Source organism: Pseudoalteromonas sp. B62 (genome assembly GCF_037162565.1).
GTDB classification, from domain to species: Bacteria; Pseudomonadota; Gammaproteobacteria; order Enterobacterales; family Alteromonadaceae; genus Pseudoalteromonas; species Pseudoalteromonas fuliginea.
This window is the reverse complement of sequence record NZ_JARLVB010000002.1, coordinates 301,938-325,513: the sequence shown is the minus strand read 5'-3', so window position 1 is coordinate 325,513 and position 23,576 is coordinate 301,938. Positions and strand designations below refer to the sequence as shown.

At 38.4% G+C, this 23,576-nt stretch carries 17 protein-coding genes and 4 pseudogenes; 12 read left to right on the top strand and 9 right to left on the bottom strand.

The window, feature by feature from the left end; all coding sequences use genetic code 11:
* Nucleotides 1-9: 9 nt before the first annotated feature.
* Nucleotides 10-1,146: a PilT/PilU family type 4a pilus ATPase gene (locus P4S71_RS05930; protein WP_033040501.1), complete on the top strand. Its 1,137-nt coding sequence runs from the start codon at nt 10-12 to the stop codon at nt 1,144-1,146.
* Nucleotides 1,147-1,212: 66 nt separating this feature from the next.
* Here P4S71_RS05930 and ruvX read toward each other — a convergent pair whose 3' ends face one another.
* From ruvX to P4S71_RS05900, 6 genes and pseudogenes are all read right to left on the bottom strand, one after another.
* The gene (ruvX, locus tag P4S71_RS05925; protein WP_337150279.1) at nt 1,213-1,620 is read right to left on the bottom strand and encodes a Holliday junction resolvase RuvX; all 408 of its coding nucleotides are present in this window, start codon (nt 1,618-1,620) and stop codon (nt 1,213-1,215) included.
* A 76-nt stretch (nt 1,621-1,696) separates the two neighbouring features.
* Nucleotides 1,697-2,253 (bottom strand): annotated as a pseudogene (locus P4S71_RS05920) (YqgE/AlgH family protein).
* 154 nt (nt 2,254-2,407) lie between these two features.
* Nucleotides 2,408-3,358, bottom strand: a complete 951-nt coding sequence (gshB, locus tag P4S71_RS05915; protein WP_337150278.1) for a glutathione synthase — start codon at nt 3,356-3,358, stop codon at nt 2,408-2,410.
* A 54-nt stretch (nt 3,359-3,412) separates the two neighbouring features.
* Nucleotides 3,413-4,146, bottom strand: a pseudogene (gene rsmE / locus P4S71_RS05910) (16S rRNA (uracil(1498)-N(3))-methyltransferase).
* Between the two features lie 76 nt (nt 4,147-4,222).
* Nucleotides 4,223-4,699 carry a hypothetical protein gene (locus tag P4S71_RS05905; RefSeq protein ID WP_007376517.1) on the bottom strand — a complete coding sequence of 159 codons (477 nt, stop codon included), beginning with the start codon at nt 4,697-4,699 and terminating at the stop codon, nt 4,223-4,225.
* Between the two features lie 270 nt (nt 4,700-4,969).
* Nucleotides 4,970-5,862: pseudogene (locus P4S71_RS05900) on the bottom strand (DUF350 domain-containing protein).
* Between the two features lie 78 nt (nt 5,863-5,940).
* Here P4S71_RS05900 and glnE point away from each other — a divergent pair.
* A pseudogene (gene glnE / locus P4S71_RS05895) lies at nt 5,941-8,735 on the top strand (bifunctional [glutamate--ammonia ligase]-adenylyl-L-tyrosine phosphorylase/[glutamate--ammonia-ligase] adenylyltransferase).
* Between the two features lie 43 nt (nt 8,736-8,778).
* On the opposite strand, the gene P4S71_RS05890 reads toward glnE, so the two are convergent.
* From P4S71_RS05890 to tolC, 3 genes are all read right to left on the bottom strand, one after another.
* Nucleotides 8,779-9,351 (bottom strand): toxin co-regulated pilus biosynthesis Q family protein, encoded by a 573-nt coding sequence (locus P4S71_RS05890; protein ID WP_337150277.1) that lies wholly within the window; start codon nt 9,349-9,351, stop codon nt 8,779-8,781.
* A gap of 39 nt (nt 9,352-9,390) precedes the next feature.
* Entirely contained in the window at nt 9,391-10,320 is a 930-nt protein-coding gene (gene lpxL / locus P4S71_RS05885) for an LpxL/LpxP family Kdo(2)-lipid IV(A) lauroyl/palmitoleoyl acyltransferase (protein WP_007376513.1), read from the bottom strand.
* A 108-nt stretch (nt 10,321-10,428) separates the two neighbouring features.
* The gene (tolC, locus tag P4S71_RS05880; protein ID WP_337150276.1) at nt 10,429-11,784 is read right to left on the bottom strand and encodes an outer membrane channel protein TolC; all 1,356 of its coding nucleotides are present in this window, start codon (nt 11,782-11,784) and stop codon (nt 10,429-10,431) included.
* A 144-nt stretch (nt 11,785-11,928) separates the two neighbouring features.
* Between tolC and P4S71_RS05875 the strand changes: the two genes are divergently transcribed.
* The 10 genes from P4S71_RS05875 to P4S71_RS05830 all read left to right on the top strand — a co-directional run bounded on the left by P4S71_RS05875 (nt 11,929) and on the right by P4S71_RS05830 (nt 23,535).
* Nucleotides 11,929-12,555: an NUDIX domain-containing protein gene (locus tag P4S71_RS05875; RefSeq protein WP_033031393.1), complete on the top strand. Its 627-nt coding sequence runs from the start codon at nt 11,929-11,931 to the stop codon at nt 12,553-12,555.
* A 26-nt stretch (nt 12,556-12,581) separates the two neighbouring features.
* On the top strand, nt 12,582-13,040 hold the full coding sequence (locus tag P4S71_RS05870) for a DUF1249 domain-containing protein (RefSeq protein WP_007376510.1): 459 nt from the start codon (nt 12,582-12,584) through the stop codon (nt 13,038-13,040).
* Nucleotides 13,027-13,812, top strand: coding sequence for a metallophosphoesterase (locus tag P4S71_RS05865; protein ID WP_096793765.1), 786 nt, complete (start codon nt 13,027-13,029; stop codon nt 13,810-13,812). The genes P4S71_RS05870 and P4S71_RS05865 overlap by 14 nt, the downstream gene beginning before the upstream one ends.
* Nucleotides 13,797-14,357 (top strand): YqiA/YcfP family alpha/beta fold hydrolase, encoded by a 561-nt coding sequence (locus P4S71_RS05860; protein ID WP_096793764.1) that lies wholly within the window; start codon nt 13,797-13,799, stop codon nt 14,355-14,357. The genes P4S71_RS05865 and P4S71_RS05860 overlap by 16 nt, the downstream gene beginning before the upstream one ends.
* A 42-nt stretch (nt 14,358-14,399) precedes the next feature.
* Complete coding sequence (parE, locus tag P4S71_RS05855; protein ID WP_008136372.1) at nt 14,400-16,289, top strand: DNA topoisomerase IV subunit B; 1,890 nt, start codon at nt 14,400-14,402, stop codon at nt 16,287-16,289.
* A gap of 29 nt (nt 16,290-16,318) precedes the next feature.
* Nucleotides 16,319-17,413: a PQQ-dependent sugar dehydrogenase gene (locus P4S71_RS05850; protein WP_008136373.1), complete on the top strand. Its 1,095-nt coding sequence runs from the start codon at nt 16,319-16,321 to the stop codon at nt 17,411-17,413.
* A 10-nt stretch (nt 17,414-17,423) separates the two neighbouring features.
* On the top strand, nt 17,424-19,718 hold the full coding sequence (gene parC, locus P4S71_RS05845) for a DNA topoisomerase IV subunit A (protein WP_007376505.1): 2,295 nt from the start codon (nt 17,424-17,426) through the stop codon (nt 19,716-19,718).
* A 162-nt stretch (nt 19,719-19,880) separates the two neighbouring features.
* Complete coding sequence (locus tag P4S71_RS05840) at nt 19,881-20,594, top strand: 1-acylglycerol-3-phosphate O-acyltransferase (protein WP_007376504.1); 714 nt, start codon at nt 19,881-19,883, stop codon at nt 20,592-20,594.
* Nucleotides 20,594-20,929 (top strand): ribonuclease E inhibitor RraB, encoded by a 336-nt coding sequence (rraB, locus tag P4S71_RS05835; RefSeq protein ID WP_007376503.1) that lies wholly within the window; start codon nt 20,594-20,596, stop codon nt 20,927-20,929. The genes P4S71_RS05840 and rraB overlap by 1 nt, the downstream gene beginning before the upstream one ends.
* Nucleotides 20,930-22,365: 1,436 nt before the next feature.
* On the top strand, nt 22,366-23,535 hold the full coding sequence (locus tag P4S71_RS05830) for a polysaccharide lyase family 7 protein (protein ID WP_007376502.1): 1,170 nt from the start codon (nt 22,366-22,368) through the stop codon (nt 23,533-23,535).
* Nucleotides 23,536-23,576 lie beyond the last annotated feature (41 nt).

Sequence of the window (23,576 nt, the reverse complement as noted above, 5' to 3'; positions counted from 1 at the left end):
GGAACTATTATGACGTTATCTTTAAATCATTTTTTACTGTTAATGATTGAGAAAAAAGGCTCTGATTTATTTGTATCAAGTAGGTTACCTGTAAGCGCTAAAATAAATGGCGAACTTATCCACTTAGGTGATGAAAAGTTAACTGATGAAGAAGCGCTCGAGCTTGTTGAGTCTGCTATGAGCGAAAAGCAAAAAGCGGAGTATCACGCAACTAAAGAATGCAACTTTGCGATTGCAACTGATGAAGGGCGTTTTCGTATTTCTGCCTTTTGGCAGCGTGATAGAGCCGGTATGGTTATTCGTCGAATAGTTACGCAAATACCTGATGTAGAAGAGTTAGGTCTGCCTTCTACGCTAACGGATGTAATTATGTCTAAGCGTGGGCTTGTGTTATTTGTGGGTGGTACAGGGACGGGTAAATCAACGTCTTTAGCGGCGCTTATTGGTTATAGAAATCGTCATCAACGTGGTCACATTTTAACAATTGAAGATCCTATTGAGTTTGTTCACGAACATCGTAAAAGTATTATTACTCAGCGCGAAGTAGGGCTTGATACAGAAAGTTTTGAATCAGCACTCAAAAGCTCATTGCGCCAAGCACCCGATGTAATTTTGATTGGTGAAATACGCTCACAAGAAACCATGGAATATGCACTTAGCTTTGCTGAAACAGGTCATTTATGTGTTGCTACACTACACGCTAATAATGCTAACCAAGCTATTGATCGAATAATGCATTTAGTACCTAAAGAAAAGCACGATAAGCTTAAATACGATTTAGCGCTAAATTTGCGCGCTATTATTGCTCAACAGTTATTACCTACTTCTGATGGTGAAGGTCGTGTTGCAGCAATCGAAATACTACTTAACTCGCCGATGATTGCAGAGCTCATTAAAAATGGTGATATTGGTGGTATTAAAGAGGCGATGGCAAAATCGAAAGAAATGGGCATGCAAACTTTTGATCAAGCATTATTTGAACTTTATAAACAACAATCAATTAACTATGCTGATGCGCTGCACCATGCTGACTCGCCGAATGATTTACGTTTGATGATTAAACTACGTAATAATGAACAACAAGGAGCTGGTTTTTTACAAGGTGTAACGATAGATGGTTTAGATGGAAAAGACAGTAATTACTAAATGCTAAATGCTAAATGAAAAATATAAAAGCGCCAAGTTGGCGCTTTTATATTTTATACGGCCTTATTATTCACCGTAACTAGATTCAAAAAAACTTTCTAAAATAATAACCGCAGACATATTATCTACATTACCTTTACCCAAGTTTTTATAGCCGCCTTGCTCGAATAAACGAGCTTTAGCATCGGCTGTTGTTAAGCGCTCGTCTTGCGTTTGCACAGGAATGCCGTAATGGTTATGCAGCCTGTTAGCAAACTTTTTAGCTTTAAAGGTTACTTCTTGTGAAGTCCCATCCATATTTAGCGGCAAACCAACAACCATTAAGTCGGGCTGCCACTGCGACACTTGTACTGCAATATGATCCCAATTTGGAATACCATCTTGCGCTTTTACAGCCTTTAGGCTCGATGCACTACCAGTGAGCTCTTGACCAATAGCAATGCCAATATTTTTGGTGCCAAAGTCAAAGCCCATTACGGTTCGCTCGCCTTGCGGTTTAAGCGTTTTTTTGTCATGTTTGTCTTGTTTAAGTTTTAAATAATTAAAATTACTATGCGTGACCGGCTTCAGGGCTTAGTTGGCTTATATCAAAGCCCAGCATTGAAACCGCTTTTTCCCATCGTTTTTCAACGGGCGTATTAAAAATGATCTTCGGATCAGCTTCTATAATTAACCAACTATTATCAAGCAGTTCTTGCTCTAGTTGACCTTGCTCCCAACCTGAATAACCTAAGGTAATGATAAACTGCTCGGGTGCTTGTGCGGTTGTTAAACTTGCGAGTACATCTTTAGATGTAGTGATCATAATGTCACTACTGAGCTTTTGACTTGAGGTGTAACCCAGTTTTGGAGAATGCAGTACAAAGCCTCGATCGGTTTTAACCGGGCCACCTGCATATACAGCAACTTGTGCAGCTTGCTGGGTTTTATCATTATCTATTTCTATTTTGTCCAGTAGTTCGCCAACGGTAACATTAATAGGTTGGTTGATCACCAAGCCCATAGCCCCATCTTCATTGTGCTCACAAATATAGGTAACGGCACGTTTAAAAAAGGGTCTTGCATCGACGGCATCGCGATTAAAAAATGATTTTCTAATGACTGCATAGATTTCACCCTTTTAAGTTAGTGGACTTTGAGTATGGCATATACCTATGTTTTTAAAACTAAATAAGCTTATGTATATCATTAAAAATTAATGCAGCAGTTACTGCATTAATTTTTAATGCGAAAAAGCTATAAGTAACGATTAGGTATGTGCTTATTTACCTAGTTTTTTCTCAATTGCGTCAAATAAAATACCCGTAATTGAAATATCATAAGCAGCTTCAATTTCGCGCACGCACGTTGGTGCAGTGACGTTAATTTCAGTTAATTTATCGCCAATAATATCTAAGCCTACAAATATTAAGCCTTTTTCTTTAAGCGTTGGTGCAACAGCTTGCGCTATTTTTAAATCTGATTCGCTAAGAGGACGCGCTTCGCCTCGACCGCCTACAGCTAAGTTACCGCGTGTTTCACCATTTTGTGGAATGCGCGCTAAACAATACGGAATGACTTCGCCATCAATAACCAATACGCGCTTGTCGCCTTGTTTGATCTCAGGAATATAATTTTGCACCATAGCAAAGCGACTGCCGTGTTCGGTTAACGTTTCACAAATTACACCTATATTAGCGTCGTCTTCTCTAATGCGGAAAATAGATGCGCCACCCATGCCATCAAGTGGTTTTAAAATAATGTCTTTATGCTCGGCTAAAAACTCACGAATTTGTTTTTGACTACGTGTAACCAGGGTATCTGGCGTATGTTCGCTAAACCATGCTGTAAATAGCTTTTCATTAGCATCGCGAAGGCTTTGTGGCTTGTTAATTATTAACGTACCTTCTTGTTCTGCACGCTCTAAAATATACGTCGCGTAAATGTATTCAGTATCAAAAGGAGGGTCTTTACGCATTAAAATTACATCAAGGTCGGCAAGTGCTATAGTGGCTTTTTCTTCAAGCTCGTACCATTTTTCTGCATTGTTGAATACTTGCGCTTTAGACGCCGTAGCGTAAGATTTACCTTTACGAAGAGATAAATCATCCATCTCCATATAATAAATTTCGTAGCCGCGTTCTTGCGCTTGCATAATCATTGCAAAACCGGTGTCTTTTTTGATGTTAAATCCACTAATAGGATCTGAAATAATACCTAACTTAATTGCCATGCGCTGTGCCTTACTATAAATGTTACTGTTTATATGAGGGTGCTTTTAGTTATTTCAATTAGCTAAATCGCCAAATTGAAGCTGTAATGCACTTAAGACCGTTAAAGCGGCCGTTTCCGTTCGTAAAACACGCGGGCCTAAACGAATATCTACAAAATCTAGTTGCTTAGTTAGTGCCATTTCATCATCGGTAAAACCACCTTCAGGACCGACTAAAAAGCGCACGCCATCTTTAGGTACTGTAATAGTTTTAATGCTGTGCTCAGCACGAGGGTGGAGTGTGAGCTTAATTGCATTGGTTTGTTGTGCAAGCCATTGTTTTAAATCAATCGGTGGATTAATGATTGGTATAAAGTTACGTCCTGACTGCTCAGCTGCTGCAATTGCGATTTTTTGCCATTGTTGGTGTTTTTTCTCAAGGCGATCACCCATTAGTTTTACGCCACAGCGCTGACTAAAAATAGGCGTAATTTCGGTAATCCCTAGTTCAACTGATTTTTGAATCGTAAAATCCATTTTATCGCCACGTGAAACACACTGACCTAAATGAATTTTTAAGGGGATTCAACATCATGAGCATTAAATTCATATGGCATTACTACAACTGTTTTTTTAGTTACTTCAATTATTTCACTAAGGTATTCGCCGCCTTCGCCATTAAAAATAGACACATTTTCGCCTACTTTCATACGAAGTACACGGCCAACGTGGCCTGCAGCGTCTTCATCTAACGAAACGGGGGTATTTAAGATAATGTTAGATTTTTGATAAATATGAGGAACTCGCATGTAATGTCACTTATAGGTTAGCGCATAAAAGTTATATACCGCTATGGTAAGTAAGCAGTGAGCTTGGTGCAATTATTTATTTTCTATTAAGTTGTTCTGTTAACTCAACTAGGTTCAAAGGAGTTTCCGCTATATCGGTGTGGCAAGATAGATGATTTGAGTGGCTTTGGTCTGTTAGTGGGCAAAAGTTAAAACCATTTTCATCTTGGCTAACTAAAATGCGATTTTTATGCAAAGAGTTATAGATAAATCGCTGTGCATCATCGGCCAGCAAGTAGTCGACTTTATTTAGTAAAATACCTTCGATACTGTGATGCTCATGCAAGTAGCTGGCAAGTTCAGAAACGCTTATTTCGTTTTCAAAATCGCAATAGCAATAGTCTTTTATAAGCTCATCAAACATCATTTTTACTAATTGGCGCATATTAGAACCCGCGATGACTAAGGGGCTCGATGTATTTCGTCGTTCACTATTAAAATAATGCTCAGCAAATGATCGGCTAAACTCTTTATCTATGTCTATTAATAAATAGTTAGTCACTTGGAATGGCATAAGTCCCCATCGTATTTAGGTCAGTGTATACAAACTTAATTAAAAGTAGATCGTTTATAGCTGTTTAATTTAAAGAACTCACTGAAAAATAACTTGAGCCAAAAATGGTCAATTTATCTTACACAGCTGAATTCAACATTAACGATGTTGAATTCACGTGCAGTAAGCCCACTATTGATGTGTAAATTCACCTTATTTTTCCAAGCGCTAAATAAATTTTAATATCATAGCAATCTAGTACGCTGGCCAACCTTTTCAGTCAAAGGGAGGCTAAATAGAAAACATGCTAATTAGCAAGTAGCCAATAGCACAAAAAACAGCAAATTCAATACAAGCAATCCCTATGTTATCTTGATGATCAACCTCAAGCGCTGTATCAATATTAGGTAATGATATAACTTTTATTACAAAAGTAAGCGCATACAGTAATATCCACATTACACCGCAGTGCATGACGAGAGTGAATAAATTTTCTACCATTTTACCATTTTGAAATTCAGCACTGGATAAACCAGCATACACAGCGAGTGCTAAACCAATCGATTTACCAGCATAGCGTATCCCTATCGAGGTGTTTTCTAAATTAAAGTTGCTCTGCAATGAAGCTCCTTGATTCGCTTTTGCAAAGCGGTACTCGCGGATTTTACTATCAAAAGCGAACATACCTTGCAGAACAAAAAACTAACAAAAGCAATTAGCAAGTTACTTAGACCTTGTGTATGGGTCCATGTATAAAGCCCTAAAGTCATAATGCAGTTAGCGATTAACATACCTGAATCGACTAATGCAGCACATACGTTTTGTTTTAATATAGCGGCTTCTTCATTAAAACGATGGAGAATCCATTTTCGATGAATTAAGTGTCCCGCTTTGATAAAAATAAACAGTAGAATAATTAATACAATCACTTTTAAAGGGTTGGATTGCGCAGTACTTACGCTAATTTCATCAAACAAAAAAGCCATAGTTGCAATAACAACTGATATTTCAGAGGCAAAACTAATCCCCATTGCAAAGTTATCATGCTGCGCAAGTTCATCTTTAAGCGCTTGTTTTGCTTTAATTTGAGTTACGACTCGTAGGCAAAATATAGTTATGCAAATAACCGCAAAACTAATAGCAATCGCAACAAAACTAGTGTTAGATAATGACAAATAAGACATGGTATTCCTAAGTAGAGTTAACCTTTCTAGGTTTTAATCATTCTAGTACGGTTACTGATGATATAAAAGAGAGTATTGATGAGTAACGTAAAGCAACTTCCTATTCAATTACAAAAACTTGGCTTAATGCGCTTTGAGCAGTTGTACCCAGAGCAAAATAAAGAGCCCATTATTGTAAAGTTACTCGGATTAAGTGACTTTGCGTGGCGTAGTTTAAGATCCCAGCCAGACTTAAAAGAGTGGCTAACATGCAAAGACGAAATACAAAGCCGAATTATTAATTCTCCTTTTGAAAATAGAAATTTAGCTGAGATAGATGAAAATGAATGTTATAAGATACTTCGTCAGTTTCGAGAGAAGTACTGGCTTAAGGTCGCATTTTTAGATCTATGCTGTAATCACCCAATTGCTGATAGCATAAAATACATTAGCCAGCTTGCTGATATGTTGATAGAAAGTGCGAATCAATGGGCGCATACGCACGTTGCTAAAATTAATGGCGAACCTTTAGATGAGGGTAACCGAGCAATGCCATTAATGGTACTTGGTATGGGTAAGCTAGGGGGCAAGAACTTAATTACTCATCAGACATAGATCTTATTTTTGCTTATCCCCGCAGTGTTAAAACACAAGGTGGACGTCGAAACTTAGAGGCGCAAATATTTTATACAAAGGTGGCACAAAAGCTAATTGCAGCGCTAAATCAAACGACCGGTGACGGGCAAGTATTTAGGGTTGATATGCGACTTCGCCCGTTTGGTGAAAGTGGCCCACTTGTTATGAGCTTTAACGCAATTGAAGACTATTACCAAGAGCAAGGACGAGATTGGGAACGTTATGCCATGTTAAAAGGGCGTTTAATTGGCACACCTAATCAGTATTGGGATGAATTTAATCAGCTTTTAAAGCCATTTGTATATCGTCGCTATATTGATTTCTCAGTGATTGAATCACTACGAAAAATGAAGTTAATGATTGCCCAAGAAGTGCGGCGAAAAGGTTTAACTAATAATATCAAACTAGGTGGTGGTGGTATTCGAGAGGTTGAGTTTATTGTTCAAGCGTTGCAAATGGTAAGAGGTGGACGAGAAGCTAACTTACAAACGCAATCATTACTTAAAGCGTTAAAGGAGTTAACGGTTAACCAAGTTATTAATGAGCTTGAAGCGCAAGGTCTTGAGAAAAATTATCTTTATTTACGTAAAGTTGAACAGTACTTGCAAATATTCGACGATCAGCAAACACAAACATTGCCGGATGATGAGTTAAACCAGCAACGCCTAAATACTTTATTAGAACAGGATGATTTTGGCGCAACATTGGTTGAAATAGATCACGTCATGCAGCAAATACATAACGAATTTACACAGGTGATTGGTGAAGAAACTGAGCCTTTAGATACAAGTGAAGGGGCATTTGTGAGTGCATGGGATCATGGTGATATTAGTTTTTTAAATGAGCCAAAAGATGATTGGCAATTACCATTAAAAGATTTTAAACAACGTATATCAAAGGCAAAAATAGGTAATCGGGGGCGCGATATTCTCGATAAATTAATGCCAGCTTTACTAAAACAGTTAAATAATTTTAACGCCAGTGGTGCAGCATTTTCTATGGTTTGCCAAATACTAAATAAAATTATTTCGCGTACTGCGTACTTGGAATTATTATACGAAAATCCAGGAACATTAAAGCAGCTGGTACTATTGTGTTGCCATAGCAAATGGATAGGAGAACATATATCTCGCTATCCTATCTTACTTGACGAGCTTATTGATCCTGCAGTTTTGTATAAGCCGACCCCTTTAACTGCTTATAAATATGAAATAAGGCAATATTTCTTACGCATTGAACATGATGATTTAGAACTACAAATGGAATCTCTAAGGCAGTTCAAACAAACACATCAATTACGTATCGCAGCAGCTGATGCTACTGGAGTAATTGATGTTATGAAAGTAAGCGATCACTTAACAGCACTGGCCGAAGCGATTGTTGATCAAGCTGTTAATATTGCATGGCATAATACGGTTAAGCGTTTTGGCATGCCGCCGGGCACTGACGATGAAAATAAAGGGTTTGCCGTAATTGCTTACGGTAAAACAGGGGGATTTGAAGTGGGTTACGATTCAGATCTTGATTTAGTTTTTGTACATAACCACGACGGTTCTAGTCAAACTGATGGCGATAAGCCAATTGATTCAAGGCAGTTTTATCTAAAACTCGCACAACGCCTAATGCATTTATTTAATACACGTACCGCATCGGGGATTTTATATGAGCTTGATACACGCTTACGACCTGAAGGTGCATCAGGGTTGCTAGCGATCAACCTTGAAAGCTTTAATCATTATCAGCAAACTCAAGCATGGACGTGGGAACATCAAGCACTTGTTCGTGCTCGCTTAATTTTAGGTCAAGATGAGCTAGTTGAACGCTTTCTAGAAATTAGAAAAAATATACTGAGTCAACAACGCGATGCTACAACACTAAAAGATGATGTTATAAAAATGCGTGAAAAAATGCGTGATCATCTAGCAAAAGGAAATACTGATCAATTTGACTTAAAGCAAGATATTGGTGGTATGGCTGATATTGAATTTATTACGCAATATATAGTGCTCAAACATGCTCATAAATTTGAAAAGCTAATAGTTTATTCTGACAACGTAAGAATTTTAACTGAGGCTGCTAAAATTGGTTGTATTACTGAAGAGCAAAAGCAGCAGTTGGTCAAAGCATATATTGATTATCGTTCTTGCTACCATGTACTGAGCTTAGATCAGCAAGGTAAATTAGTATCACGAGAAGCATTCCAGAATGATATTACTCATGTAACACATATTTGGAATAGCATTTTTGCGTTAAGTTAAATTTAAAAACCCAAGCTAAAGCTTGGGTTTTTATTTTAAGTGGTTAAATGTTTAATTTTAAGCAGTTAGCACGTACAAATTCAGACGGTTTTTCAGTAATTATTGCGGCACGTTGCTTGTGGCAAAAATAAGTGTAGACCTCATATTCAAAGTCATCATTAATAGCTCTGCCTACTTGATATAATGCAGAGGTGAAATTACTGTCGACTCTAAAATGATCTTTTACTACGTAGTCTTTACTTAAATACCAATAAAGCGCAAGACCCTCATTATCAGCATATTGAGAAAGTGCTTTTTTTAACGTTGTTCCACTTTCAAAACGTCTGGGCTCAATTCCGCCCGTCCAGCTAGTTGGCATAGGATCAACCGTTCGGCCTCGTTCCGCTAACACGCGATCAAGAGTCTGATCTGGCTTTTTTAGTTGGAGTACAAATTGATCTCGCTCTTTATTGCTTTTAACTTGATTACGGATGGATGAATAAAAGCGAGATAGCCCTTCAGCTGCCGCATTTTTAGAATCTCTAATATCAAATGTTGGCCCATCACTGAATAAAAAATAGATAGCCAGTATAATTAATACTGCAGCAAATGATAAATGTTTAACCCAAAACCACATAATCTCTACTCACTTTTTGTATTTAGTGTTATTCCACTGCTACTTCTTATAAAAAGAAGGGGTATTTTTGTCTGGTCTCGTTTTAAAACGGCGATGGAGCCACATATATTGCTCAGGCGCCGCGTTAATTGAACGCTCCATACGTTGATTTACACGTATTACATCCGCTTTATCGTCACCACTTGGGAAATCTTCAAGCTCAGGTAGTATTTCTAAGTGATACTTACCATTGTCGTCACGACGCGTGATTAAGCTCATTGTTTCGCAGTTTTTACTACCAGCAAACATCAGTGTGCCTGTTGTGGTTGCTGTATCGGGTACTGCATAAAAAGGAACAAACTCACAACGGTTACGACCGTAATCTTGATCAGGCAAGTAATAACAAACTTTTTTATTTTTTAATGCTTTTAATAGACCTTTTACGTCCTTACGACCAATTAAATATTCGTTAGAGCGGAGGCGTCCATTGGTTGTAAAGTATTCCATCAATGGGTTGTTATGAGGACGATAAAACCCAACTCCTTGGCACGCTAATCCCATTATGCGACTAGCCATTTCAAGATGCAAAACATGAGGAATAAGTAATAATACGCCTTTGCCAGAAGCTTGCACCCGCTCAAAGTGTTCAAGCCCTTTAAAAGACCCTAATGCTTTTTGAGCACGCCATTGCGGCCACCACCAAGCCATACCGGTCTCGACCATCGCAATTCCTGTATTTTCCATATTTTTGAGTACTAGGTCTTTTTGATCTGCTTCGCTCATATCAGGAAAGCATAGTTTAATGTTTACTTGTGCAATATGGCGACGGCGTTTCATGAATTTATAAACTAAACGCCCCAGCTGTTTACCCATGGCTAATTGTAGTTTTTGTGGCAACCAAGAGAGTAAATATAAGAATAAAACGCCAATCCACGTTAGCCAGTATCGAGGACCTAAAAAAGATGCTTTAAAAGGAGATGAGGTGACCACAAAAAACTCTCTATAAATAAAAATGCTAGTTTAACGCTAAGCGCTATAAAATACAAAAAGCCAGCAATGTCGCTGGCTTTTCTAGTTTTACATTACAAAAAGTGTAATTTAAGCGGCTTTTAACCCTTGGTTTATTGCCACTAAATCTTCACTTGTTAATGTTCCTGCTGCTTGTTTTAAGCGAAGGGTAGAGAGTACATACCTATAACGCACATCAGCAAGGTTACGCTTTGCATTGTATAAGTTTTGTGTACTAACCAGTACGTCAACAATAGTTCGTGTGCCTACTTCAAAACCTGCTTCAGTTGCTTTAAGCGCACTTTGGGCCGAAACAACCGCTTGCTCTAGTGCTTTGTAAGTTGCAATGTCCGAAACAACTTGGTTGTAAGATGTAATAACAGTGCGTGTTATAGCACGGTAATTTGTTTCATAATCTTGACTTGCAGCTACGTAAAATGCACGGGCTTGATTAGTTGCAGCAACCGTTGCGCCACCTGAATATAAAGGTACGCTAAAGTTAAGCCCTACAGAACTTGAATCTGAACGCGGTTGGTCATCAAAATTAACGCCATTTCTTTGAGTGTCTGTAAGAGAATCACCATAATTTGCACTTAGAGTTAGTTTTGGATAATGACCTGCTTTTGCTAATTCAATTTGATCTTTTGCAATATCAACGGTTACTTTGGATACTTGTAAACTAATATTTTTGTTTTCAGCGACTTTAATAAAATCGGAAGAAAGTTTAGCTGGCTTAGTTGTAGAGAAAGTATCGGTATTTAAAAAATCTAATTTTGCATGGTACTTACCCGTGATTTCACGAAGTTGCTCACGGGCTGTTTCTACTGCATTGCTTGCAATAATCTCTTGAGCTACTGAATTATCAAACTGTGCTTGTGCTTCGTGTACGTCTGTAATAGCTGTTAAGCCTACCGCATAGCGTTGTTTTGTTTGTTCAAGTTGGCGTTCAATAGCACGTTTTTCGGCTTCTATAAACTCAAGGTTGTCAACCGCACTTAATACGTTAAAATAACCTTCAGCAACGCGTACAATTAAGTTTTGCTTAGCTGCATCGTACTGACCGCTTGCTTGCAGAGCTTGTTTGTCAGCAATACCTAAAGAATTCCAAGCGCCTAAGTCGAATAATGTTTGGCTTAAGCTAACACCACGTGTGAATTGGTCAGTGTCACTTTCAACTTGTACTTGGCTAGCTAAATCACCAACACTTTGGTAAGACGTAACATCACTTTTGTCATACCCCATAGTTAAATTAATTTGAGGCAATAATACACTCATAGCACGATCACTTTCGTAAGATTGTGCATCTGCTTGGGCTTTTGCCTTTAAAACGGTAGGATCATTAGCTGTCGCTATTTCAAAAACGTTTAGTAAATCTTCAGCATTAGCTGCTGTTGAGCCTAGTGCACATGATAAACTAATCAGTGCCGCAAGAATGTTCTTTTTCATATGGGTTCAGTCCTTAGACAATTTTTATACTAAAAGCATGTTAACCTGTTTTACTTAATAAAAAAAATTTGTAAAACCGCATGTTCAAATGTAACAGAATATATTAACGCATTTTAATCGTTTAGATATACAGGAAGTCGATGCATGGTAAATAAAAGTTTGGTTAAATTTACACATAAAGATGTGAAAATAAAACCTGTAATAAATCTCTATAAAGGTTTTTTCCAGGTGAACTTATATCAGTTCGAACACGCATTATTTGCAGGTGGAAAATCAAAAACTATTCGTCGCGAAATATTAGAGCGCGGTGATGCTATTGCTGTATTGCCGTACGACCCAGTATCAGACACTATCCTTTTAATTGAGCAAATACGTATTGGCGCAATTAAAAGCAAGGACTCGCCATGGCTGCTAGAATGTATTGCTGGCATGACCGATGGTAGTGATGATTATGAAGCTGTCGTTAAAAAAGAAGCATTTGAAGAGGCTGGGCTTGAGTTAGATGAGTTGGAGTTTATGCTTTCATACTTATCAAGCCCCGGTGGCACAACTGAACGCCTACATTTGTATTTAGCACGCGCTGATTTAAGCCAAATAGAGTCGGGTGTTTATGGGCTGGAAACGGAAGGTGAAGACATAAAAACCCATATATTAACGGTTGATGATGCCTTAATTCGCCTCAATAACGGTGAAATGGATAATGCAGCAACGGTTATCTGTATGCAATGGCTTGCACTTAATCGCGAAAAGATGGCAAGTAAATGGGCATAAATTCTTACTAATATTATGGTGGTACTTTGACAGCACGATTAGCAACAAAACGATATATTCAAAGCCTCCCAAAGTATCTAACGCTTTGCGAGCATAATTATGTGCGACTATTAAAATTACTGCCTAGCGAGCGCAATATAGGAAGCATTCGTGAAGTAAAACTTGGCAACAGTGAGTTTGCTACAAAAATTGATGGTAGTGCAAAATACACCATGGATATTTCAATTAAGCAGTTAACAGGAATGGTTAAAGGCATAGCGCCGCTTTACTTAACGGTGAGATTGTATCATGACGCTAAAGTAGCTGAGATTATTCATCACGATTATCATCAAAGGATAAAGCCATCTTATGGGTATCCTAACCCTAAAATGCATCAAAAAGATGAAAAATACCAACTTAACGCTTTTTTATATGACTGGCTTGTTGCCTGTGTTGAACACGGACAAGCGACCCTTAATTGGGATGTAAATAATGGCTTGGTTTGATGATAAACATACATTTAATAAATCGGTGCTGCGCATAGCGCATGTAACCGATTGCCATTTATTTGCCGATAAAGACGGTGAGTACTTTGGAGTAAACACTGCATCGCATTTTGAACAAGCACTAGCACACATGGCTCAAAAACCACTTGATTGTGTGATATTTGGTGGTGATTTAACACAAGATCACAGCTTTGAGTCTTATCTATTGTTTAGTGAACTGATACATAAAAGTGCATTAACATGTCCCGTATTCTGGTTGCCAGGTAATCACGATGAGATAACAATGCTTAACCGTATAAGTGGTGGGCAAATAAATAGTGCCAAACACATAGCGGCAAGCGGCATTGAGTTACTACTTATTAATTCGAAAGGTCCTACACCTGCTGGGTGGGTGACTGGCGCGCATTTAGATGAAACAACGGAGTGTTTGGTTCAATCAAGCAGTAAAAAGATCATATTTTGTCATCATAATCCGTTACCAATAAATGGCTACCTTGATAAGCACATGCTCGAAAATGGGCCTCAATTATTAAATGTACTGGTAAATAGTGGTAATATTATTGGGGTTTTCCATGGTCACGTTCATAATGAATATGAGCAAAGTTATAGAGAGTTAAGCGTGTTTGCAACACCGGCGAGTTCTACGCAGTTTAAAAAATACAGTGCCCAGTGGCAACAGCAAAACTGCGGCCCAGCTTATAGAATGCTTTATATAGATACAGAAAAAGATAAAATAGGCATGAAAACGGAAGTAGTATGGCTAAACGTGTAATTTATGTTCATGGTTTTAATAGCTCACATAAGTCATATAAAGCTGTGCGCTTTGGCGAGCTTATGGCACACTATGACGTTGATTATTGTGTACCGTGCCTAAACCATGAGCCTATACAAGCTATCATTAAGCTTGAGCAATTACTAACACCTAATACAGTATTATTAGGGAGCTCGTTAGGTGGTTTTTTTGCCACATATTTATCGCAGCGTTATCAAATTCCTGCAGTGGTTATTAATCCAGCGGTAGCACCATACAATTTATTACAAGCGTTACTTGGGCCAAACTATAATCCTTACCAAGATTATCATTATGATTTAAATAGCAGTCATATAAATGCCTTAAAAATACTGTCTGTAGATAAGCTAAAATACCCTGAGTTGCTGTATTTATTACAGCAAACCGGCGATGAAGTGCTTAATTTTCAACACGCAGTAAACTATTATTCACAATGCAAACAACGGGTAGAGTTTGGTGGCGATCATAGCTATACAGGTTTTGATAACACCTTTACCAGTATTGTAGATTTTCTTAAAATCACGTAAAACTAGCTAAGCATAGCCTTAGCGCATATAAAGATAAAAACTATGAGTGATCAAAATTATAACGCCGAAGCCATTGAAGTACTTAATGGATTAGATCCGGTAAAAAGACGCCCAGGGATGTACACCGATACCGTACGCCCGAATCATTTAGGCCAAGAGGTTATCGATAACAGTGTCGATGAAGCTATGGCTGGTCATGCCACACGTATCGACGTAATACTCCACGAAGATAACTCACTTGAAGTGAGCGATGACGGTCGTGGTATGCCTATTGATATCCACCCTGAGGAAGGTATTCCTGGGGTTGAGTTAATTTTCACTAAATTACACGCAGGTGGTAAGTTTTCTAATAAAAACTACCAATTTTCGGGTGGTTTACATGGTGTGGGTATTTCTGTAGTGAATGCGCTATCTACGCGCGTAGAAGTAACTGTACGACGAGACGCCCAGCAATACAGAATGGCATTTGAAAATGGCGATAAAGTAGAAGACTTGAGTGTCATAGGCACCGTCGGTAAACGCAATACGGGTACTACAGTGCGTTTTTGGGCTGATGTTAGCTACTTTGATTCACCAAACTATTCAATTACCAAGCTTAATCATTTATTAAAAGCCAAAGCGGTTTTATGCCCAGGTCTGCGTATTAAGTTTGTTAATAAGCAAACGAAAGAAACTCAAGAATGGTTTTACGAAACGGGTTTAAAAGATTACCTAATTGAAGCCGTTAAAGGTTTTGAAACATTACCACAAGACCCGTTTGTAGGTGAGTTTAAAAGCTCTATTGAAGGCGCTGATTGGGCTGTTGTATGGCTACCTGAGGGTGGAGAATCAATAGCTGAAAGTTACGTAAATCTTATTCCTACCGCGCAAGGTGGTACACATGTAAATGGTCTGCGCCAAGGTTTACTTGAAGCAATGCGTGAATTTTGTGAGTTTAGAAACTTACTCCCGCGTGGTGTAAAGCTAACGCCTGACGACATTTGGGAACGTTGTAGTTATGTATTGTCAGTTAAAATGCAAGATCCACAATTTGCAGGGCAAACCAAAGAAAAACTTTCATCACGTTCATGTGCCGCATTTGTATCGGGTGTTGTAAAAGATTCGTTTAGTTTATGGCTAAATGAACATACCGATACTGCAGAATTATTAGCTGAACTATGTATTTCAAACGCGCAAAGCCGTTTGCGTGCAGCTAAAAAAGTGGTACGTAAACGAGTTACTGCAGGCCCTGCATTACCAGGTAAACTAACCGATTGTAGTGCTGCCGATAACGATCGTACCGAATTGTTTTTAGTGGAAGGTGATTCTGCTGGTGGTTCTGCTAAACAAGCGCGAGACCGTGAGTTTCAGGCAATTATGCCGCTACGTGGTAAAATTTTGAATACGTGGGAAGTCGAATCAGGCCAAATATTAGCATCACAAGAAGTACACGATATTTCAGTGGCACTGGGAATTGATCCAGAATCAACCGATATGTCGGGACTGCGCTACAATAAAATTTGTATATTGGCCGATGCAGACTCGGATGGACTACACATTGCAACACTATTGTGTGCATTGTTTGTTCGCCATTTTCCAGAGTTAGTAAAAACAGGGCATGTGTATGTTGCAATGCCGCCATTATTTAGAATAGATATTGGTAAAGAAGTTTATTACGCACTAGATGAAGGTGAAAAAACCGCTATTTTAGCGCGTATAGAAGCAGAGAAGAAACGCGGAAAAGTAAACGTGCAACGATTCAAAGGTCTGGGTGAAATGAACCCACTGCAATTGCGCGAAACAACCATGGATCCTAATACGCGACGCTTAGTACAGCTTACGCTTGATGAAGAAATAGAAACCATGGAAATGATGGATATGCTGCTTGCTAAAAAACGATCGCCGGATCGTCGTCAATGGTTAGAAGATCATGGTAACAAGGCGCAAGTTTGATCGCCTGTGTTTAATACTGGGAGATATGAATGAATAAACTACTAGGAAGTTTGCTATTACTTGGGCTAACTACAGCTCCTGCAATGGCTAAAAATATACTCGATAAGCTCACCGTAGCACCGGGATTTGAAATAAGTTTATTTGCAAATGATGTAGAAAATGCGCGTCAAATAGCTGTTTCAAAAAAAGGTATTGTGTATGTTGGCTCTCGTAAAGCGGGCAATGTATACGCGCTTATTGATCATAATAGCGATGGCGTAGCAGATAAAAAAATTGTTGTTGCTAAAGGCTTAAACATGCCCTCTGGCATAGCGATTAAAGATGGCGATTTATATGTAGGCGAAGTGCATCGTATAATTCGCTTTAAAAATATTGATACCCAATTAAAAGAGCCAAAGTTTGATGTGGTTTATGGCGCATTACCGAGTGAGCGTCATCATGGTTGGAAATTTTTACGTTTTGCACCAACGGGAGAATTAATCATTCCAGTGGGTGTGCCGTGTAATATTTGTGCTGAAGATGAGCGTTTTGGCCGTATTTTTGCGCTTAATGTAGAAACAAAACAAATAAAAACAATAGCCAAGGGCGTTAGAAACACAGTGGGTTTTGATTTTCATCCAGCGACTCAAGCCTTATGGTTTAGTGATAACGGTCGCGACATGATGGGCGATGATATTCCACCTGATGAATTAAACCGCGCAACGCAAGAAGGTGAGCATTTTGGTTTTCCGTATGTTCATGCCGGTGCGATTATTGACCCTGAGTTTGGTGAAGGTAAAAACATTGCCGATTACACGTCGCCAGCACTTGCGCTTCCTGCGCATGTAGCGCCACTAGGTATTCATTTTTATAACGCTAAGCAATTTCCAGCAAGTTATAAGCACCAATTATTTGTTGCTGAACATGGCTCATGGAACCGTTCTAAAAAGGCAGGTTATAAAGTAGGGCTAGCAACAATTGAAGTAGGTCGCGTAACTAAATATACGCCATTTATTACTGGCTTTATGAAAGACGAAACAACATTTGGACGCCCTGTTGCATTTGCAGAATTAGGTGACGGCAGTCTGTTAGTAAGCGATGATTACGCCAATGTAATCTACCGTGTAAGCTATAAGAAAAACTAGGTAAGCTTTAATGAGTGATACAGATACCTTGCTAATGCAAGGAATTGAGCAACAAACAATGGGGCGTTTTACCGAAGACGCCTATTTAAATTATTCCATGTACGTGATCATGGACCGCGCCTTACCGCATGTAGGTGATGGTTTAAAACCAGTACAGCGTCGTATTATTTATGCGATGAGCGAACTGGGTTTGTCGGCTAATGCCAAGTACAAAAAATCAGCTCGTACCGTGGGTGACGTACTCGGTAAGTACCATCCACACGGCGACAGTGCATGTTACGAAGCGATGGTATTAATGGCGCAGCCGTTTTCTTACCGCTACCCTTTGGTAGATGGACAAGGAAACTGGGGCGCGGCAGATGACCCTAAATCGTTTGCAGCAATGCGTTATACCGAAGCGCGTTTATCTAAGTTTTCAGAAGTACTATTAAAAGAGCTTGGCCAAGGCACCGTCGATTGGACACCAAACTTTGATGGCACAATGGATGAACCAGTAGTACTGCCTTCTCGCTTACCGCATATTTTACTCAACGGTATAACGGGTATTGCCGTAGGTATGGCAACCGATATTCCGCCACATAACGTACGTGAAGTGGCTAGTGCATGTTGTTTATTACTTGATAAACCAAAAACAGAGCTTGAAGAATTACTTGAGCTTGTACATGCACCAGATTACCCAACAGATGCTGAAATAATTACCCCAAAAGCCGATATTCATAAAATATATAAAACCGGTCGTGGGTCTATCAAAATGCGTGCGGTTTACACCGAAGAGCATGGCGATATCGTTATTACAGCGCTGCCGCATCAATGTTCTGGTGGTAAAGTACTTGAGCAAATTGCAGCGCAAATGAACGCTAAAAAATTACCAATGATTGCTGATTTACGTGACGAGTCAGATCATGAAAATCCAACACGCATTGTAATTATTCCACGCTCAAACCGCATTAAAGCTGAGCCATTGATGGCGCATTTATTTGCAACCACCGATCTTGAAAAAAATTACCGCGTAAACTTAAACATGCTAGGCCTAGATGGTCGCCCGCAAGTTAAAGACTTGCGCTGTATTTTAAGTGAGTGGCTAACATTTAGACGCGAAACAGTGCGCCGTCGTTTGCAGTATCGCTTAGATAAAGTATTAGCGCGTTTGCATATTTTAGAAGGTTTATTAGCCGCCTTTTTAAATATTGATGAAGTGATTGAAATCATCCGCAGTGAAGATAAACCAAAGCCTGTACTAATGGAGCGCTTTGATTTAACTGATACGCAAGCAGAAGCTATTTTAGAATTAAAACTTCGTCATTTAGCAAAACTTGAAGAGTTTAAAATTCGCGGTGAGCAAGATGAACTAGCCAAAGAGCGTGATAAATTAGCGCAAATACTTGGCTCAGAACGTCGTATGTCGACACTGCTGAAAAAAGAAATTCAAGAAGCCGCTGAAATGTACGGTGATGATCGTCGCTCGCCAGTGATTGAGCGTTCAGAAGCGAAAGCACTTAACGAAAAAGATTTAATTCCATCAGAGTCAGTTACTGTCGTGCTATCAGATAAAGGCTGGGCACGCGTTGGTAAAGGCCATGATTTAGATGTACAAGGCTTAAATTATCGTTCAGGTGATGGCTTTAGAGCCTCGGCTCGGGGTAAGAGCAATCAACCGGCTGTATTTTTAGATTCAGCAGGGCGGGCATTTGCAACCGATGCGCACAGTCTGCCTTCGGCGCGTAGCCAAGGCGAACCAATGACAGGTCGTTTTAACTTAACACCAGGTGCTAATTTTGAGCACGTGGTAATGAGTGAAGACGAGCAAGTCTTACTTATGGCGTCAGATGCAGGTTACGGCTTTATTACCGACTTTAAAGATTTAGTGAGTAAAAATAAAAATGGTAAAGCGCTGGTAAGTGTTCCTAAAGGTGGCATATTACTTTCTCCTATTAGGGTGAACGATGTTGCTAGCGATTACTGTATGGCTATTTCTAACGAAGGTCGAATGCTTTTATTCCCACTGCGAGACTTACCAAAATTAGGTAAGGGTAAAGGTAATAAAATCATTTCTATACCAGGTGCTAAAGTACAAGCCCGTGAAGAGTTTGTAAAAGTGCTAGCTGTTGTGCCATTAGGAAGCAGTGTTACGCTTCATGCTGGTAAGCGTAAACTAACACTTAAACCAAGTGATTTAGAGCATTATCATGGTGAGCGAGGTCGTCGTGGTAATAAGTTACCACGTGGCTTACAGCGTGTTGACGAAGCCGTTGTTGAGCTAACTCCTCAAGATGATGAGCCAATAGAAGCCATTAACGAAGAGTAATCAATTACTTTTTGTATAATTAGAAACGGTCTGCATTTGCAGGCCGTTTTTGTTTTAAAATAAAGCACTTAAAGTTTTTCAGCGTACACTTGTGCGCTATTGTCTCGTTTGTGTCACAAAATAACGCTATAATAGTTGTAACTGATTTTTGGAGAAGCCGATTTGCTCGCTGTTATACGTATTTTTATTATGCTGCTATTTATACTATTGAGTTGTTTTTTTGGCTTACTATTGTCGTTAGTAAGGCCATTTCATCCCAATAACGTACACATTATAGCGGGCTGGTTTGGCTCAATGGCTAAAATGATTGGTGTTAAATTAGTTTTAACACGTCATAAAGATGCTGTTGATATTGGTCCTGCCGTTTATGTTGCTAATCATCAAAATAGCTACGATTTATTTACAGTGCCAGCAATGGTGCCCAAAAACTGCGTAAGTTTAGGCAAAAAGAGCTTAAAGTGGATTCCATTTTTTGGTCAGCTTTATTGGCTTTCGGGTAATATTTTAATTGATCGGGCAAATCGTTCAAAAGCAGCAGGTACAATCTCGAAAGCTGCTGAAAAAATAAAGAAAGATGGGTTGTCTGTTTGGGTATTTGCCGAAGGCACACGCAGTTATGGAAGAGGGTTGCTACCGTTCAAAACAGGGGCTTTTCATACTGCTATGAGTGCTGAAGTACCAATAGTCCCAGTGTGTATGAATACAACACATAAAACCATTAAGCTAAATCGTTGGGATAATGGTACAATCTACATTGAAATGTTAGCGCCTATATCACTTGATGAAAGTATTAGCGCGCGCGAGCACGCCCAAAATGTACACAATATTATGGCTGCTAAAATAACTGAATTAGATGCTCAAGTGAGAGATAAATAATGGAAAACTGGCGTGAAATAAGTGAAGACATTGTATCTTCATTACTCGAAGACGGATCTGATCCTGAAATACTTTATGAAGTAGAGCACCACTTTGTGTGTGAAGATTTCCCTAAATTGGAACAAGCAGCCCTTGCTGCGTTCAAATTGGGTTACGATGTTGAAGAGCCTGCAGAGCTTGAGCTTGAAGATGGCAGTAAAATTTGGAGTTTTGACATCGTTGTTGAAGCCGAACTTGATGTAGACGTGATAATGGAAGACGTTGATAAATTAGCGCAATTAGCCGTCGAATGTGAAGTAGAATATGATGGTTGGGGCACTTACTTTCAAGAGTAGTTAGCTGCACAACCATAAATAAAAGGCGAGCATTATAGATGCTTGCCTTTTTTAATGTCTTTTGAAAGTGAGTATTATCGAGGTGTGTGATACCAATCCGCAATAGTGCTTAATCAATTTGAGGGATTAAATCTGACGCTAATTGTGTTAAAAATATCTGATATACGACTACATGGTTGCAGAAGGTAGAGTCATGTAAGAACAATTAGTTATAACAACTAAATAACTAACTTTTTGTTTTGTTATCGACACGGTTTTTACCTCAAAACAGGTCACTTAATTAAGTGAATTGGTATTAGTTCAATGCAGTTAGCGCTGAAAATAACTGCTTGAGATAGATTTATTATCCAGAGTTCAAGGTGACTTAGTAAAAGATCCAGCATTACCCTACTGTCTTACATCTACACAAAATGAGTAGAAGCCGAGCAAAGCTTCTGTGTCCAGAACATTCACCTTAACTATAGTCATATAGACAAAAAACAAAGAATCAATCGGCCTAGGGCGAACTCAAAGGGCTGATAATGTGTGGTATTTATGTTGTGTTATCGCCTATTTAGGGGAAATAACCACACACTATAGGCTCTGCCTAAAAAAATACATTGCTGTAAATTTAACCTCGAAAGATAAATAAGTTTTAATACCTCACTAAAATAGGTGAAATGTATGAAAGTGATAACTGAATTTTTTATTTTCTTAATAAACTTCATGTACAGGTTAAGGCTTGCTTAAGTGTATTAGTATCTATTTTTTAAAGCATTGACCGTTCGAGCCACATGAATAATTCACTTGCTGCGTTAACTCCCCATTTGAACCTGTATTTTTTACCTTGTTATTAAACCATTTACCCATTGCTTAATTTATTAATGCAACGGGTACGAAGTTTCATGTTTAGAGCATTCTCTATGTTGCCATTGTTAAGTGACTTTTTATCTTATATTTACTTTAAGTAAGTTTAATTGGTCAACCAGTGTTGGCGTGGTATTTATAAAAAAGACTAGACCAGTGTTTTTGTTTATGCAAATTTTTAAATTGTATTTTATTGGTATACCAATTTTTTGTGTTTTTGATACTTATTCATTATTTTAAAAAATTTAAATTCTATCATTTTTATATTTTAATTAATGTTAGTTATTGTTTTAAATCATTTTTAGTATGTATTTAATCAAAAATAGAAATGGTATTAATACTTATTACCTATTGAATTAATTATTGCAAATTTATTTCAAGAGATATAACTTGTGTCTCGCCACACTGGCAATATCAATTGGTAATTTATTTTTGTAAGTCCAATTATTGGTTTTTATCTAAAATTAAATTACCAGTTACACAAACACAAGTTGAAACCTGTTTACAGGCGGTGATCTAGGTTCGGTGGAAATGCCACTAAACTGGGCAGTTAGATTATTTTCATGTGCAGGTTCGGAGAAATGAAGATAATGATTAATCAAAAATCCCTATTTATTTTTGCAATAATGACTACAAGCTCAAGTTTTTTGCAAGCAGCAACGATTAATAATGCTGGTTTTGAAGACGGCTGGAGTAATTGGAATGAAGTCGAACCAGCAGCTATTTCGGGAAGTGCTTACAAAGGATCCAAATCCTTAAAAATTCAAGGTAGCCCTGGTCGTGTACATCAAGTTGTTGATATAGAAAGAAACACTCAATACACATTAAGTGCGTACGTACTAGGCAAAGGTGAAATTGGAGTCAATGATCTGAATGGTTTGTTTAAAAGCGAGAAGTTTGATGTTTCTTCGTGGACTAAAGTATCTAAAACCTTTACTTCTGCGAATACGGATTCATTACAAGTTTTTGCTAAACATAATAATAGTTCGAATGATGTACGTTTTGATGATTTTACGCTAAGCAGTGGCGGCTCTGGTGGGGGTGACACTGGCGGCGGTGATACTGGTGGCGGAAGTAATATTCCAAGCAGTATTACAAGTGGTAGTATTTTTGATTTAGAGGGGGATAATCCTAATCCATTGGTTAACGATAGCACATTAGTATTTGTGCCATTAGAAGCGCAACATATTACGCCTAATGGAAATGGTTGGCGTCATGAGTATAAAGTTAAATCTAATTTACGTGTTGCGATGACTGACACTTACGAAGTATTTGAAGCTAATGTTAAAGTTGAAATGTCCGATGGTGGAAAAACTATTGTTGCCCAACACCATGCAAGTGATACAGGCACTATTATGAAAGTGTATGTGTCTGATTCGTCAGAGTCAGGTTTTGATGATAGTACTGCAAATAATGGTGTTTTTGACGTGTATGTACGTTTGCGTAACACCAGTGGTAATGAAGAAAAGTTTGCACTAGGTACTATAACCAGTGGTGGTTCATTTAATTTAAAAGTTGTGAATAATTACGGTGATGTTGATGTAACCGCACTTGGCAGTACTTTTGGTATTCCGGTCGAAGATGATTCCGAATCTTACTTCAAATTTGGTAACTACCTACAATCGCAAGACCCATATACATTAGATAATTGTGGTGAATCGGGTAATTCAAACTCCTTTAAAGAGTGCTTTAAGGATTTAGGTATTACTAAATCTAAAATCACAATGACAAATGTTAGCTATACTCGAGTAACTAAATAATTAAGTATTATTTATAAAGCCACTTTAATTCAAAGTAGAGT